The sequence below is a fragment of the Planotetraspora kaengkrachanensis genome (assembly GCF_016862895.1).
Taxonomy (GTDB): domain Bacteria; phylum Actinomycetota; class Actinomycetes; order Streptosporangiales; family Streptosporangiaceae; genus Planotetraspora; species Planotetraspora kaengkrachanensis.
Window position 1 is genome coordinate 70253 of the sequence record NZ_BONV01000040.1, and the last position, 15843, is coordinate 86095.

Annotated in this window: 12 protein-coding genes; 9 read left to right on the forward strand and 3 right to left on the reverse strand. The window is 67.7% G+C overall.

The genetic code is table 11. The features are described 5' to 3' along the window. Positions 1 to 221 precede the first annotated feature (221 nt). Together Pka01_RS32220 and Pka01_RS32225 are read right to left on the reverse strand one after the other, a co-directional pair. Positions 222 to 596, reverse strand: coding sequence for a nuclear transport factor 2 family protein (locus Pka01_RS32220; RefSeq protein WP_239115670.1), 375 nt, complete (start codon positions 594 to 596; stop codon positions 222 to 224). A 1164-nt stretch (positions 597 to 1760) separates the two neighbouring features. Beyond that, positions 1761 to 2258: a winged helix-turn-helix transcriptional regulator gene (locus Pka01_RS32225; protein WP_203886728.1), complete on the reverse strand. Its 498-nt coding sequence runs from the start codon at positions 2256 to 2258 to the stop codon at positions 1761 to 1763. A gap of 253 nt (positions 2259 to 2511) precedes the next feature. Between Pka01_RS32225 and Pka01_RS32230 the strand changes: the two genes are divergently transcribed. From Pka01_RS32230 to Pka01_RS32240, 3 genes are all read left to right on the forward strand, one after another. Continuing rightward, on the forward strand, positions 2512 to 3063 hold the full coding sequence (locus Pka01_RS32230) for a DUF302 domain-containing protein (protein ID WP_203886729.1): 552 nt from the start codon (positions 2512 to 2514) through the stop codon (positions 3061 to 3063). A 15-nt stretch (positions 3064 to 3078) separates the two neighbouring features. Continuing rightward, positions 3079 to 4167, forward strand: a complete 1089-nt coding sequence (locus tag Pka01_RS32235) for a quinone oxidoreductase family protein (protein WP_203886730.1) — start codon at positions 3079 to 3081, stop codon at positions 4165 to 4167. A 98-nt stretch (positions 4168 to 4265) separates the two neighbouring features. Next, positions 4266 to 5147 (forward strand): haloalkane dehalogenase, encoded by an 882-nt coding sequence (locus Pka01_RS32240; RefSeq protein ID WP_203886731.1) that lies wholly within the window; start codon positions 4266 to 4268, stop codon positions 5145 to 5147. 640 nt (positions 5148 to 5787) lie between these two features. Here Pka01_RS32240 and Pka01_RS32245 read toward each other — a convergent pair. Further along, positions 5788 to 6615 (reverse strand): IclR family transcriptional regulator, encoded by an 828-nt coding sequence (locus Pka01_RS32245; RefSeq protein ID WP_203886732.1) that lies wholly within the window; start codon positions 6613 to 6615, stop codon positions 5788 to 5790. Positions 6616 to 6675: 60 nt separating this feature from the next. Between Pka01_RS32245 and Pka01_RS32250 the strand changes: the two genes are divergently transcribed. The 6 genes from Pka01_RS32250 (at position 6676) to Pka01_RS32275 (ending at position 15544) form a co-directional block, all read left to right on the forward strand. Beyond that, a complete protein-coding gene (locus Pka01_RS32250; protein ID WP_203886733.1) occupies positions 6676 to 8076 on the forward strand; it encodes an aldehyde dehydrogenase family protein in 1401 nt (466 codons plus the stop codon). Next, on the forward strand, positions 8073 to 9557 hold the full coding sequence (locus tag Pka01_RS32255; protein WP_203886734.1) for a sugar ABC transporter ATP-binding protein: 1485 nt from the start codon (positions 8073 to 8075) through the stop codon (positions 9555 to 9557). Before Pka01_RS32250 ends, Pka01_RS32255 begins: the two co-directional genes overlap by 4 nt. Then, on the forward strand, positions 9554 to 10564 hold the full coding sequence (locus Pka01_RS32260; RefSeq protein WP_203886735.1) for an ABC transporter permease: 1011 nt from the start codon (positions 9554 to 9556) through the stop codon (positions 10562 to 10564). The genes Pka01_RS32255 and Pka01_RS32260 overlap by 4 nt, the downstream gene beginning before the upstream one ends. A 92-nt stretch (positions 10565 to 10656) precedes the next feature. Next, positions 10657 to 11637 carry a substrate-binding domain-containing protein gene (locus Pka01_RS32265; protein ID WP_203886736.1) on the forward strand — a complete coding sequence of 327 codons (981 nt, stop codon included), beginning with the start codon at positions 10657 to 10659 and terminating at the stop codon, positions 11635 to 11637. Positions 11638 to 11684: 47 nt separating this feature from the next. Next, the gene (locus tag Pka01_RS32270) at positions 11685 to 12674 is read left to right on the forward strand and encodes a sugar kinase (protein WP_203886737.1); all 990 of its coding nucleotides are present in this window, start codon (positions 11685 to 11687) and stop codon (positions 12672 to 12674) included. 200 nt (positions 12675 to 12874) lie between these two features. Next, positions 12875 to 15544 carry a DUF5107 domain-containing protein gene (locus Pka01_RS32275; RefSeq protein WP_203886738.1) on the forward strand — a complete coding sequence of 890 codons (2670 nt, stop codon included), beginning with the start codon at positions 12875 to 12877 and terminating at the stop codon, positions 15542 to 15544. The last annotated feature ends 299 nt before the right edge of the window (positions 15545 to 15843 follow it).

Below are 15843 nucleotides of genomic sequence, written 5' to 3' on the forward strand. Positions count from 1 at the left end.
GGACATGCGGCTTGCCGCAGCCCGTAACTCACTGCGGACTGAGTGACTATTCAGGGGCCGTCTGTGGGCCGTCCGAAGGCGACCAACGATGACGGACGACGACCAGAGCTGACAGCCCCTCGCCGACGTGATCAGCCAGTTCACGCAGGAGGGACCGACCCTGACCGGCATCTGACGGCCGGGAAAGCGCCCGAAACTCTAGGTCTCCTGGTCTGAGGGCATTACTGCCCAATGCGTGCAGCCAAAGTGCCCTGATGAAAGTAGACGCGCCAGCCGGTCTCCGTCAGGCGCCACAGGGAGCTCCGCCATGCCCGGCGCCCCTGATTGTCAGCAAAGTACGTCAGGTGAACAACCCCCCGAGCCAGCACGACTCCAGACATCTTGCTGACCTTGACCGGCGACTCCGAAGTCACCGATCCCGCCATCACTGTGAGAATCGATTCCGCGTCCCACCAGCGTCCAGAGGCTCCGATCTCGGTGAACTCCGGATCCAGAAGCTCCCGAACAAGGGCCGGAGAAGCACGCACCTCAGGATCGAGAAGCCGCAACTCACCATCGATGGCCGCTTGCACTGCCCGCTCATCCTCGTCCATCATGCACGGATCCTACGAACACGCGTCACCCAGGCACAGCGAATATCTAGCCTGAAGTGATCACCAGGACCGGCGTCATGATTGAATTCCGCCTGGTTTGGAACGGTTCGATTCGCTATCCTGAGGCAAATTTCAGGCGTTTAGTGACTCAATCAAAGACCGCGCCCGGGGGGCCGGACACATGTGCTTGGGGATGAAGTATGAGTTCCGGTCCGGTCAGGCGTAGCGTCGCCTTCTACTGGGTGACGGGTGGGCTGGCAACAGTCATAGCCGCCGTCATTGGGGCAATGGTCACTAATTCGGGAGCATCTGAACCTCCTGTCCCGACCGTAATCATTTCGGCTATGTCGACTTCCGACCCGACCGAAATCGACACCCCCACCTACACCCCTACCGAAACGGATACCCCTACCGATACCCCCACCGAAACGGTCACCGCCACATACACAGAAACAGAAACCCCTAACCACACCGAAACGGAAACCACTCCATCGGAACCGGAGTCCCTACCCCCACCGGAACCGACACCCCCACCGACCCGACCGACAGTCGACTCACCGGTGTTGCCAGGGGGGACTATCCAAGCGCCACCTGGATTCGTCGGGGCCAACATTTACGAAGCGCCATGGCGTACGACTCGGATTGTGGCCCAGTTGCCGAACGGTACATACGTAAGAATTATTTGTACGGCGCGAGGCGAGCTCGTCTCAGATGGCCGAAAGCAGAGCACGCTTTGGAACAGGGTAGAGCAGGGCTTCGTGCCGGACGTACTTGTATATACCGGATCCGACGAACCCCTCATGCCGAGCTGCAATTAGGCTGAATCATGCAGGGTGATCGTAATCTCGAGGGGAACTGAGCTCACAGCGCCGACCCCCAGTTCGACGTGGTCGACGCCGTGACGGTGCGCATCTGCTTCAGTAAGGGAAAGTCGGCCAGTCCGCGCCGTGAGTGGCCGGAACGTCGCCGTCGCCTAGATCGGCTTTTTCTCGGAGGAGTACGACGTCGACCATAGACGCAAATCGGCAATTTCCCCCAGGCTCACACCCACGTCTCCGTCATCAACAACGCGGTCGCACCCCCAGCATGGTGGCGATCACGTGCGCGTTCAGCACGGCGGCACGTCCATGACACGGAGCCGCCGCTGGTCCGGCGGGCGCCCGGGGGTCAGGTGCCGGCGGTGGCCGGGCTGGCCAGGATGATCGGGTCGGGGGAGAGCCAGGGCCGTACCCACGCCTCCTCCTCGCGCCGGACGAGCTCGCCGCAGCCGTCACACACTTTGCCCGGGGTCGTGACCTGGCCGCACCGCTGGTGGATCACCTGCATCGAGCCGGTCGGCTCGGCCGGCTTGGTGTGTTCCTCGCCCCAGACGGCCAGAGCGTGCAGCACCGGCAGCACCTCGGCCCCCGCGGTCGTGAGCCGGTACTCCTGCCGGGCGCGCCCCCCGTCGTGGTACGGCACCCGCACGAGCACGCCGGCCTCGACCAGCCGGGCGAGCCTGTTGGACAGGATGTTGTCGGCGATGCCGAGCTCCGCGCGGAAGGCGTCGAAGCGGGTGGTGCCCAGGTTGGCGTTACGCAGGATGAGCAGCGTCCACCGCTCGCCCAGCAGGCCGGCGGCGCGGCCGATCGGGCAGGGAACGGACACCTGTGGCGCTGTTGTCACATCAGCCTCCTCTCGACTGGCTTGCATTTAGCAAGTCTAGCCGGGCGCTCCCGCACCCTGGCTTGCATCTGACAAGCTGAAGACGTAACGTCGCGGGTAGGCATAGCTTTCGTTTTGAAAGTCAGGCTGGTCTGGCGGAGCTGTCCTGCGGCAGATGCCGAGAACGGCGCCCTACAGTACGGCGACGCCCATGTCCCGGTCCCGCCCACGGAGCGGGATGCCGGACCGGCCGCACTGGTGAAGGGGGATCACCATGACGGCTATCAAGACCCACGTCGAGGACGTCGCGCGTGAGGTCCACCGGCTGACCGTGGACACGGGCATGCCGTTCGTGGCCTTCCGGGAGAGGTACGAGCGGGCGGTGCCGCCGCTCGACATGGCGGAGTACGAACGCCTGCGTCATTCCGGTTCCGACTGGGACGCCGTCCTGCGAGCCGCAGGGGAAAACGCGCCTCACGGCTTCATGATCTTCTGGAGCCTGGACAACACGGCGATCATGCAAGGCTCCGGTGACCGGTGGCACAGCGTACAGTACCTGATGGGCAACCACACCATCGCCCAGCGGATGTTCCACCACGATCCCGGTGTCCTGCTCTACGCGCCTCTGCGCACCACGATCTACGAGGACGCCCGTGGGGTGACGCGCTTCGCCTTCGACCAGCCGAGCGCGCAGTTCGCCTCCTTCGGCGATCCCGAGATAGCGGCCGTCGGTGTCGAACTCGACCGGAAGGTCGCCGCTCTCCTCGACTACCTCGGCGTGCCCGTGCCGGAACGGCTCGTCCCGGCGGGCGCCCGTACGAGGTAGAGATGGGTGGCGGACATGAACCAGACGTTTCTCGGTGTCGGTTACACGAGGGACCGCGCCGGGCTGCCACTTGAGGCGGTACGCGTTCCCGTCCCGCGGCCGGCGGCCGACGAGGTGCTGATCCGCGTCGCCGCTTCGTCGCTCAACCCGCTGGAGTACAAGCTGGCCGACCTCAACTTCATGGGACGGACGCCTCCCGTCGTGCTCGGTTTCGACCTCGCCGGCGTGGTGGCCGGCCTGGGCCGTGACGTGGAGGGCATGGCCGTCGGTGACGAGGTGGCCGCCATGGCCGGCCTGAACGGTGACGGGGGCTGGGCCGCGACGGGTGGCGACGGCGGCTCCTACGCCGTCGCACCGCGGTTTCTCACCGTCCGCAAGCCGCCGTCCGTGAGCTTCCGTGACGCGGCGGCGCTTCCCATGTGCTTCCTCTCGGCTTTCGCGGGTCTCTACGGGGCCGTCCAGGCCGGTGCCACGGTCTACGTACCGGGCGGCGGGGGCGGTGTCGGTCATCTGGCCGTGCAGATGGCGGCACGTGCCCTGGACGCCGGGACGGTGATCAGCAGTGGGGGCAGGCCGCAGTCGATCACGCTGGCCCGGCAGTCCGGCGCGCACTTCGTCTTCGACTACAGGCGTGACGACATCGCGGCCGAGATCGCGGAGTTGACGCACGGCCGGGGAGTCGACCTGGTCTTCGACGCCACCTACAACGAGCAGAGCTTCGCCGCGACCGCGAAGACCGTCCGGCGGGGTGGCAGCTGGATCGTGCTCGGTGTCGGCCCCGGCAGGACGACCCGCCTGGCCGAGACGCACAGCCCGGTGGACGCCATCCTGGCCGGGCGCGGAGCCAGGCATGTCAACGTCAACCTGCTGCGCTACTTCTCCGAACCCGCCATGCTCGACGGCGAGGCGCGTGGCTTCCTCCAGCGCGGGATGGACCTGGCGATGGAGTGGGCGACGAAGGGTCTCGTGGTCCCGCACGTCAGCCAGACCGTCGACAGCACCGTCGAGGCGATCAGCGCCGGACTGCGGTCGCTGAAGGAGGGCGGCGGAGCGCTGGGCAAGATCGCGGTGATCGTGGATCGCGACCTGGCCGCGGGGACGTGAGGGGCGAGCGCTCACGAGCCCTGAAGCGCAGGGTCGGCTTCTCCGACATCACCGTTGAGTTCGCCGACTGGCCGCATCCGTCCCGAGGGAGGCCGAGGATGAACACCCGTCCCTACGCCGAGAAGAAGTTCGCCGAGATCAACGGGGTCCGGATGGCCTATCTCGACGAGGGAGAGGGCCGTGCGATCGTGTTCCAGCACGGCAACCCGACCTCGGCCTACCTGTGGCGCAACGTCATGCCGCACCTCGAAGGGCTGGGCCGGCTGATCGCCTGCGACCTCGTCGGGATGGGCGATTCCGGCAAACTGCCGGACTCCGGTCCGGACCGCTACTCCTACCAGGAGCAGCGGGACCACCTGTTCGCCCTCTGGAATCACCTCGATCTCGGCGACGGCGTCGTGCTCGTCCTGCACGACTGGGGTTCGGCACTCGGCTTCGACTGGGCGTTCCACAACCAGGACCGGGTCGCCGGCATCGCCTACATGGAAGCCATCGTGGCCCCCGCGACCTGGAACGACCGGCGGGACAGCTCAAGGCGGACCTTCCAGGCTCTCCGTTCCCCCGCCGGTGAAGCGATGGTGCTCACCCACAACGCGTTCGTCGAGGAGGTGCTGCCTGCGGGGATCCTCCGGGACCTGAGCGAGGAGGAGATGGCGGCCTACCGCGCGCCGTATCTCACCCCGGGCGAGAGCCGTCGCCCCACGTTGAGCTGGCCGCGCCAGCTCCCGATCGAAGGCGAACCCGTCGAGGTGGTGCGGATCGTCGAGGAGTACGGCCGATGGCTGGCCACGTGCACGGTGCCCAAACTGTTCGTCAACGCCGACCCCGGCCACCTCCTCATCCGCGGCCCGCGTGATTTCTGCCGCACCTGGCCTAACCAGACCGAGGCGACGGTGCCGGGCAGGCACTTCGTCCAGGAGGACAGCCCGGATCTGATCGGCGCCGCGGTGGCGGACTTCGTCCGCGGCATCCACGGGTAGTTCTACGGAAGGTGTTCACCCGGCCTTCCTTGCGCGGTGCCTGGTGAGCCACCCCGGGAACTTCAGCAGTCCAGAACCTTATGCCGGAACTCGGGGGATGGCTCCTGGGCATGCCGGCTTCTCCTGAGAGAGGCCCGCCGGTCAACCAAAGCAACTCCACGAAATCCGGTGAACATCATTTCGTGGCCACGAGGAATTCGATGGTGGGCCACAAGCTGCTTCAGCCCTGGATCATTGCCATAGGGCTTCATCTGTTTCGAGCATCAGAGGTCGAGGTGCCGAGTCGAATTGCGGCATGCTCCCTGAACCCCGCGTTTGGTCCAACCGCATCTTGCATCATGGAGTTTTCATACGAGACTGCCGGCTTCTGCTGTCGGGCATCCTGGCAGTGGCTCGGACCGGACTCACACCGGTAAGCGATGACGAGCTGAGAAAGACACAGTCCGCCGGCTGTCAACGGAGGCGGCTGCACCTTCTGCGCTGCTGGCAGCCGCACGAAAGACGTTCGGCGTGAGCTGCGCAAGAAGGCTCCTGACCCGTGCTGCGGTACGTGAAGTTCCATGCTCGCCAATGACGCGGCGCGACCGTTGGGCCTTCACGGCCGCTTCGGTAGCCGGCGCCTGCCCCAAATGCGCTGCAATTAGAGAAGGCTTGTGAGTGAGGCGACAGCCGTTTGCAGGACAGGGGCGAAGGTGAGCAACTCCTCGCGGGGCAGGAGAAAGGCGACCGTCGAGATGCTGACGCCGCCGACGACGGTACCGGTCCGGTCGAAGACAGGAGCACCGATGCACCGTATGGTCTTCTCGTTCTCCTCGTTGTCGATGGAATAGCCCTGCTCGCGGATTTGCGCCAGCTCTGCGGACAGCCGTTTGAGGTCAGTGATCGTCTCGGACGTCTTCGCGGGCATTCCCGCGCTGGCGACGATGGACAGCAGCTCGTGCTCCGGCAGGTGCGCCAGGATGCATTTCCCGATGGCCGTGCAGTGCAGAGGCAGGCGCATGCCGACGCGGGAGGCCATCCGGTACGGCTGGTCGGCCTCGACTTTGTGGACGTAGACGGCGTGGTCGCCGCTGTGCAGCGCGAAGTGGACGGTCTGGCGTACATCCCGGGACAGCCGGGTGAGGACGTCGCCGATGCCGGTTGCGCTGGCGGCCTTGACCTCCTCGGCGAGGGCGAGCATGCGGGGGCCCGCGCGGTAGCTGCCGCCACCCTCGCTGGTGATGAAGCCAAGCTCGGCGAGTGTCGCGAGGATGCGATGCACGCTCGCTTTCGGAACGCCTGATTCGACGGAGATGTCGGCGAGCCGGCGTGGTCCCTGTCCTGCGACGGCGGCCTCCAGCACGTTGAGCGTCTTGGTCACCGCGTTGCCAGCCGATGAAGCCCGGCCGCCGTGACGCACGTTTTCGGCTGGTTCGTAACCCATTGACAGCCCCTTTCCTTCCGTTTTAATGTGCTGACGATTCCACAATACGAAGTGTGATTCTACATAGTGGAACGACCGGCAAGGAGCTATACGTTGATAAATCCGTTGACCGACGGACGAGCTCTACCCGTTCACAACCCTGGGACCGGCGCCGTGCTGGGCGAGATGCCGGTCGCGACCGAGGACGAGGCGCGCGCGGCGGTCCGGACGGCCCAGGACGCCAGGACCGCGATGGCCGCGACCGCCTCGCACGAGCGGGCACGGCTGCTGGCCAAGGTCGCAGACGGGATCGAGGCGCGGGCCGAGGAACTGGCCCGGGATCTGGCCGCCGAGAACGGGAAGCCGATCCGGCAGACCCGCGAGGAGATCGCGGCCGCGGTCCGGATCTTCCGCGGGTTCGCTGGGGAGGCGACGAGGATCTTTGGCCGGCAGATCCCGCTGGACGCCGTCCCCGGCCTTGAGAACCACCTGGCGGTAACGGTCCGGGAGCCGATCGGGGTGGTCGCGGCCATCGTCCCGTTCAACTATCCGGTCGAGCTGTGGGCGCACAAAGCCGCGGCGGCATTGGCGGCGGGCAACGCGGTGATCGTCAAGCCGCCGGAGAAGTGTCCGCTCACGTTGATGGAGATCGGCCGGATCATCGAGGCGGCCGGGTTCCCTGAGGCGGCGCACCAGATCATCCCCGGCGGGCCGGAGCTGGCGCGGTTCCTCGCGTCCGCCGACGGCGTGCAGATGGTCAGTCTTACCGGCAGCACAGCCGCAGGTAAGGCCATAGCCGAACTCGCCGCAGAGACACTGAAGCGGACACACCTGGAACTCGGCGGCAACGACGCGCTGATCGTGTGTGCGGACGCCGACGTGGAACATGCCGCCGAGGCCGTCGTGCTCGGGCGGCTGGCGCGCGGCAACGGACAGATCTGCTGCGCCGTCAAGCGCGTCTATGTCGAGGACGGTGTATATGGCGCGTTCACTGAGGCGCTGGAAGCGCAGGCCAGGAAGCTGGTTGTGGGGGACCAACTGGACGAGGCCACCGACGTCGGCCCGCTGATCACGGAACCTGCCGCCGTCGCCGTGGACCAGGCGATTCGGGCAGCCGTAAATGACGGTGCGCGCGTCGTGGTGGGAGGTCCCCGGGACGGGGCGTTCGTGCCGCCGACGGTGCTGGTGGACGTCGCGCCGCGCGCGGAGGCCGTGGCCGAGGAGATCTTCGGGCCGGTCGCACCACTGTTGCGGGTGGCCGACGCCATGGAGGCGGTGCGGCTGGCCAACGAGTCCGCCTACGGGTTGCAGGCGGCGATCTTCACCAGGGACATCGGGCGGGCCTTCTCAGTGGCCCGGCGCCTCCAGGTCGGGGGCGTCGTGATCAACGGCTCCACGGCACTGCGCGCGGAGAACCTTCCGTTCGGCGGCGTGAAGCTGACCGGCGGGGCCCGCGAGGGACTGCACGACACTCTCCTCGACATGACCGAGCAGAAGACCATCATCGTCATGGACGGCCTGGCATGAAGCTGGAGTTGCGGGGCGTCCGCAAGGGATACGGCGGCGTCGAGGTCCTGCACGGCGTCGACCTGACCGCCGAGGGCGGGCGGGTTCTCGCCATCGCGGGCGCGAACGGCGCCGGCAAGTCGACTCTGATCAAGGTGCTGGCGGGGGCCGTGCCGCTGGACGGCGGGGAGATCCTGCTGGACGGCGAGCCGCTCACCCTGCGCGGACCTGAGGACGCGCAGAGTCTGGGGTTCCGGACCGTCTACCAGGAGCTCAGCCTCGTGCCTCAGATGACGGTGACAGAGAACGTGTTGCTGGGGGCGCTGCCCACCAAACGCGGACTGGTCGACTGGTCGGCGGCGCACGCACGGGTGCGGGCACTGCTGGAGGAGATCGGGTTCTCCGACATCGATCCGCGCGTCCGTGCCGGCAAGCTGTCGGTCGCGCGCCAGCAGATGGTGGAAATCGCGAAGGCGCTGGCGGTCGAGCCCCGGATGCTCGTCCTGGACGAGCCGTCCGCCGTGCTCGCAGGCACCGACCTTGACCGGCTTTTCGACCTGATCCGCAGGCTGCGGGAGCGTGGGGTCGCGATCCTGTACGTCTCGCACCGGCTGGCCGAGGTGATGGAGATCTCCGACTCGATCACCGTCATCAAGGACGGCCGGGTGGTGGACACGCTCACCCCGGCCCGCACCAGTGAGGACGAGATCATCGCGTTGATGGCCGGGCGCCGGCTTGAGCAGATCTACCCGGACCGGGTGCCCGAGCCCGGTAAGCCGCTGCTCAGCGTGCGGGGCCTGAGCCGGGACGGGGTGTTCGACGACGTGTCGTTCGACCTGGCGGCGGGCGAGATCGTCGGCATGTTCGGGCTGGTGGGCAGCGGCCGCAGCGAGGTCGCTCGATGCGTGTTCGGCGCCGACCGGCCGACGTCCGGAACCGTCGAGCTGGACGGCGCCGTCACGCGGTTCCGCACGCCCGGCGACGCCATCGGCGCCGGGATCGCGCTTGTCACCGAGGACCGCAAGCACAGCGGGCTCGTCCTCGGCATGGACGTCACCGACAACACGACGTTCGCGACGATGACCCGGATCTCACGCGCTGGACTGCTGAACATCAGGCGGCGGGCCGCGAACGTTCAGGACATGATCGAGCGGCTGGGCATCCACCCGCCACGTCCGGAGATGCCGGTCCGCCATCTCAGCGGCGGCAACCAGCAGAAGGTCGTGCTGGCCAAGTGGCTCCTGACACGGCCGCGGGTGCTGATCCTGGACGAGCCGACACGAGGGGTCGACATGGCCACCCGGGTCGACATCTACCGCATGATCGACGAGTTGACCCGGGAGGGGGTGGCGATCCTGTTGATCTCCTCCGACCTCACCGAGGTCCTCGGTGCCACCGATCGCGTGCTGGTGATGCGCGGCGGACGGCTGGTCGCCGAGGTCGGCTCGGCGGACACGACCGAGGACGAGGTCCTCGCGCATTCGGTGGGGGTCGCGGCATGACGGAGCAGCAGACTTCGGCGGTGCTGGACACGGATTCGGGTGAGGTGGCGAGGGCTACGGCACCGGCGTCCGACCGGTGGCGCGCGGCCGTCCCGTCGCCGACCGTCCTGGTGCTGATCGGCGCCGCGATCGCGATCGTCGTGGTGGCGGGCGTCACCAACGACTCGTTCCTCACCGAGGGGAACATGACGAACCTGCTCCGGCAGATGGTCTCCACCGGGCTGCTGGCCCTCGGCATGCTGCTGGTGATCCTCACCGGTGGGATCGACCTTTCGGTCGGATCGGTGGTGGCGCTCACCGGCATCATGTCGGCCGGCCTGGTGAGCGGACTGCCGCTGCCGCTGGCGATCCTCGCGGCGGTCGTCGTCGGTGTGCTGTGCGGAACGGTCAACGGCGCCATGGTCGCGCGGTTCTCACTGGCTCCGTTCGTGGTGACCCTCGCCTCCATGACGACGTTCCGAGGGCTCACCTACGTCTACTCCAAGACCCCGATCACTCCGACCACCCCGGACTTCCTGACCCTCGGCTCGCAGAATGTGGGCGCCATCCCCATCGCGGCGATCGTCACGCTGGCGATGTTCGCGCTGGGCTGGGTTCTGATCAACCGCACGTCGGCGGGCCGGGCGCTGCTCGGCATCGGCGGCAACCGGGAGGCGGTGCGGCTCGCGGGCGTCAAGGTACGGCGTCACCTGGTGCTCGCGTACGCGCTGTCCGGGTTGTGTGCCGGAGTCGCGGGCGTCATCCTCGCCTCCCGGGTCGGCATCGCTCAGCCGAGCGTCGGCCAGGGCTTCGAACTCGACGCCATCGCCGCCTGCGTGATCGGCGGAGCCAGCCTGTCGGGCGGGCGCGGCACCATCGGCGGCACCCTCGCCGGCGTCGTCCTGCTCGGGCTCATCGACAACCTGCTCAGCCTCTACGACGTGCAGAGCTACTGGCAGCAGGTACTGAAGGGGCTCATCATCGCGGTCGCGATCCTCGTGCGCCGAGGTGAACGGCAGAACACCTAGCCGCACCGCCACACCGTCCCCCCATGTCTTCGTCCCCCCGTCGCCTCGTTCCTCGTGTCGTGAGGCGTCCATCCCACCATGAAGGAAAAACCATGAAGAAGATTGCCGGATGTGCTCTCGTGGGCGCGCTCGCACTGTCGCTCGCAGCGTGCGGAGGCTCCGATGGCAACGGAGGTGACAACGGCGGAGGCGCCGCGAAGAAGACCCTGACCATCGGCATCGCGAACTTCAGCCTCCAGGCGCCGTACTTCATCGCGATGGCCAAGGCCATCGAGACCGAGGCCAAGACCTACAGCAACGTCAAGGTGATCAGCACGGACGCGCAGGGGGACGCGGCGAAGCTGACCACGAACGTCAACGACCTGCTGACCCAGAAGGTGGACGGGATCATCATCTCCGGCGGGCCGCTGAACGCCGCGCCCGCCGCGATGAACGCGATCGAGCAGAAGAACATCCCGTCGATCTTGGTGGACCGCAAGTTCGCCGGTGGTCAGTACACCAGCTGGATCGGTCCCAACAACACCCAGATCGGGCAGGGCGACGGCCAGTACATCGCCGATCGGCTGAAGGGCAACGGCACTCTCGCCGTCATCACGGGCGGCCCGGCTGACAACACCATCGGCCTGGACCGCACGAACGGCCTGCTCGGCGTGGTCAAGCAGTCGCCCGGTATCACGGTCGTGACCGCTCCCGACTTCGGGGGGTGGAGCTCCGACGGCGGCCTGAAGGTGATGGAGAACCTCCTCGCCAAGAACAAGCACATCGACGCGGTGTTCTGCGAGAACGACGCGATGTGCCTCGGCGCGCAGAAGGCGATCGGCGACGCCGGGCGGACCAGCGAGATGTTCCTCGTCGCCGCCGACGGTCAGAAGGAGGCGTTGGCGGCCATCGCGAGCGGCTCGAACTACGCCGCCACCGCGGTCAACAACGCCGACACGATCGGCCGCGCGGGCCTGGACCGGATGATGGCGGTGCTCGCGGGGGCCGAGCCCAGCAAGGACACCCCCTTGGAGGCCCCGCTGGTCACCAAGGACAACGTGGACCGGTACAGCAACCCGGACAGCATCTTCTGAGCCGTCCGCCGTTGTGCCGTACCGATATCGGGAGTGAGGAAGCCGGCGTGATCCAAGACGACACCGACCCCGCGAGCAGCGAAGGGACGCCCGTCCTCGTCGCCGTGGGGGAGGGGCTGCTGGAGGTGGGCGTGCGTGACGACCTTCCCTCCGACTACCTCGGCCGGGGTTTCGGGGGGGACGTCGCCAACGTGGCCGTCATGGCGGCCCGGATGGGCATCCGAGCCAGACTGCTGACCCGCCTTGGCGCGGACACGCCGGGCCGCCTGCTGCTGGACTTCTGGCGGCGTGCGAACCTGGACGTCGACCGGGTCGCCGTCGATCCGTCCGCTCCCACCGGAATGTACGTCAACGCGGTGCGGCACGGCGGGCACACCTTCGGCTACTACCGGTCCGGCTCGGCGGCGACGCGGCTCAGCCCGGCGGACGTGGACGGGCGCCTGCTGGACGGCGCCGGGGCGCTGCACGTCAGCGGAATCTCGCTGGCGATCTCCAGCAGTGCCGCCCTGGCTGCCGAGCGGGCGGCCGAACTGGCCCGCGACAGTGGCGTCACGGTGACCTTCTGCGTCAACCACCGCCTGATGCTGCGCCCCGACACCGACCGGAACCTCGCGTTCGCCCGCGCCGCCGACATCGTGATCCTGTCCAGCGAGGACGCTCGCGCGATGCTCGACACGGACCATCCCGACCGGATCAGGTCCGCGCTGGGGGAGGGGCCGCAGGAGATCGTGCTGACCGACGGCCCGGCCGGGGCGGTGGTGCTGACCGACGGTGAGATCCATCGCGTCGTGGCGCCGCAGGTCGTGGTCGTCGACACTGCGGGGGCCGGCGACGCGCTGGCCGGCACCTACCTGGCCGGACGGCTCGCAGGGACGGCACCACCCGACGCGCTCGAGTCGGCCGTGGTCGCCGGGGCGCTGTCGTGCCGGTGGCCCGGCTGCGCCAGGTCCTATCCGACCGCCGAGGAGGTCGCGCGGGTTCGGGCAGGTGCGTCCCCCGACGTCGAGCCACAGCTGTCCTCCAGCGAATCCGCCTGACCGCCGCCGAACCCTCCGTCCACCGGCCGCCTTTCTACCGAACCGCCGGCTCTGATCCGTATCCCCCAGCTCGCACTTCTTCAGCGGACGTGGTCGGCCCCGGTGCCCGCCAGGTCTGGACGGAGAAGTCGGCCGAAAAAGCCACCGGAGCCCGGTCTGCACACCGGGCTCCGGGACCACCCCTCATGGGAGAGGACAACATGAACAGTCAGTTTAACCGGACGCGCCCGCGCGGCGCGGCCCTCGCTCTGGCGGTGGCCTTGACCGCGGCGGCCGGAACGGTCGTGTCGCTGTCGCAGCCGGTGCTGGCCCAGTCCCAGCATTCGGAGCAGCCTTCGCTGCGCGTCAGCAAGGTGTCCTCGGTCGACGACAAGTCGATCGACATCACCTTCAACAAGGCGCTCGGGTCGGACATCTTGCAGTTCACCGCGGCCAACTCGGCGTACGCGGCCCAGTACATCAAGGTCAGCGGCGGCGTTGCCGGCGGCGCGGACGCGGCGCTCGACGGCCGGCCGCTCTCGCAGATCGCGGGCACGACCGTCCGTCCCGTGGACACTTCAGACCACCGGACACTGAGGGTGGTGCTGGGTGCCGACGCCACGCTCGACGGCCACACCTACGAGCTGTGGTTCGACGGCGGAAGTGACAAGCTCGGTGACTTGTTCTTCCGGTCCGCGGACGGCGGCGTGCTGCCCGGCTCGTCGACGAAGCAGTCCAAGTTCCGCGGGACCTCCCAGGACGCCGCGCTCGCAACCGTCTCGTCCGCCAAGCAGGTGGACTCGCGCACGGTCGACGTCACGTTCGCCGGGACGGTCTGGTCGGGGATGCCGGTCGGCGCCTACACCGGAACGACCATCACGCTCACGAGTGGCGACTCGTCCGTCCACCCGGTGTATGTGGAAAGCCTCGCCGGAACCAGCCAGCGCGGTTACCGGCTGTACTTCGGCGCCGACCTGAACAGCGACGCCTCTTACCAGTTGTCTCTCGGCGCCGGTCTGAGACTGACGACGAGCGCGGGACCGGCCACCGCCGAGGTCGTCGCGACCGTCGCGGGCGGCGGTGGCGCCTACGCGGCTCCGAAGATCGCCGGTGCCGAGGTCGGGGCGTCCGGCGACACGATCGAGGTCCGCTTCAGCCACCGGATCGCCAAGGCCGGCGACCTCGGGGTGAAGGAGACCAAGACCGGAGTGAGCGGCACCAACGTCACGGCCGATCAGGTCCGCGGGCTGCTGCGCTTCACCGGCCTCACCACCACCTCGGGCCGGGACGTGAGCCAGGCGCTGCGCGACGACGCGGCGTACTTCCCTGACGCCTCCACCCTCGTGATCAAGCTGGACAGCGGGCAGACCCTCAGGGCCGGCGCGCACGGGAGGGTGGCGCTGGTCCAGGGGGCTGTCACCGACGTCACCGGCACCGCCAGCACGAGCACCGCATCCGTGTCCGTTGAGGCCCCGAGGCACTTCACCTCGCCGGGTACCGGCTTCAACTCGAACGGCCCGGATTACCTCAAGGTCGACACACACGCCACCACCGTCTTCGAGCGCTACGACTACAAGGTCAGCGACGACGGTGTGTCCGTCCGATCGGACGGCGTGGCCAACAAGGTGGTCGGGCAGACCATCAAGACCATCGAGGTGGAGAACAAGTACATCAAGGCGACGTTCGCACCCAGCTACGGCGGCCGTCTCCTCTCGATCATCTACAAGCCGACCGGGCACGATCTGCTCTACACCAACCCCGTCGGCACCCCGTACGGGTTCTCCAGCGCGGCGCCCGGGACCCCCGGCAACTCGCCGTTCTACCAGAACTGGCTGATGGTGTACGGCGGTGTGTTCCCGACGCTCACCGAAGCCGAGCACGGCAAGTACTGGAATGTGCCGTGGGACTACAAGATCGACCAGAGTAACGGCAAGTTCTCGCTCACCATGACCAAGACCGACGACGTCGACTACCCGTTCAAGCCCTCCAAGTACGTGCACGGCGCCACCGGCATCAAGACGTCCGTCACCTACTCCGTGGACGCGCGCAAGCCGACCGTCGACATGGCGGTCAGCCTGAACAACCCGAACGCGGAGGACAAGCAGTTCGAGTACTGGACGTGCACGACGCTCGCGCCGGGCGCCCCGTCGACCTCGGGATCCCCGACGATGTCGGTCGTCTCGCCGGTCAAGACGGTCTACCGCGACCCGGGCTACAAGTGGATGGAGAGCGTCGAGCAGCCCGCCGGTCCCGCGGGCTCCGGCCTGCTCAAGCTGGACAAGCTCAAGCAGATGTCCAACTGGACCAATTCGGGTATCGCCTACGGCCAGGACCTGGCCACCATGCGGCAGGGCAACTGGTGGGGCGTCGTCAACCACGAGAACGACGAGGGCGTCATCCGGGTCGGCGACAACACCAAGACCCCCGGCATGAAGTTCTGGGAGTGGGGCCAGAACGGTTCCTTCGACACCAACGTCTACAGCAAGGGCAACTCGGCCCGCCCCTACATCGAGTTGTGGGCCGGCGCGTCCCTGAAGTTCTTCACCCCCGCCACGCTCAAGGCCGGGCAGACCCTGTCGTGGACGGAGACGTTCCTGCCGACGATGGACCTCGGCGACGTCACCAACGCGAACACCAACGGCGCCGCGGACGTCAAGGTGGACGCGTCGGGCAACGTCACCAGCAGGCTGTTCTCGACCGCGATCGGGCAGCGGCTGCACGCGACCCTGGTCGACGCCGCGACCGGCAAGACGCTGGACGAGAGCAGCTTCACCGGGACGGTGAACACCGCGGTCAAGCTCAAGGGCAAGGTCGCGCCAGGCGCCCAGGCCCGCCTCGTACTCACCGACGCCAAGGGCGCCACCCTGCTCACGGCCGAGTCCGGCACCTGATCGCAGTCGCCCGCCGGCGCGATCCGCGGCGGGCGACGCATCGTCTGGATCTACGCCGTCACCAGGGTGAACAGCGCCGACCAGATCGGCCGCCTCGGGCTCGACCAGGCCATCAAGGTGCTCTGACGGCGAGGAGGTGGACAAGGACACGCTGGTCGAGTCGTCACAGACCACCAAGGAGCACGCAGGAGCACATCCACAAGGGCACGTTCCGACAGCTGTGCCGGACGGGGCGGCAGTCACTGCGCCGGCGGCGATCCGGCGGAACGGGCACTGAGCAAGGCAAGCACCTGAACCTG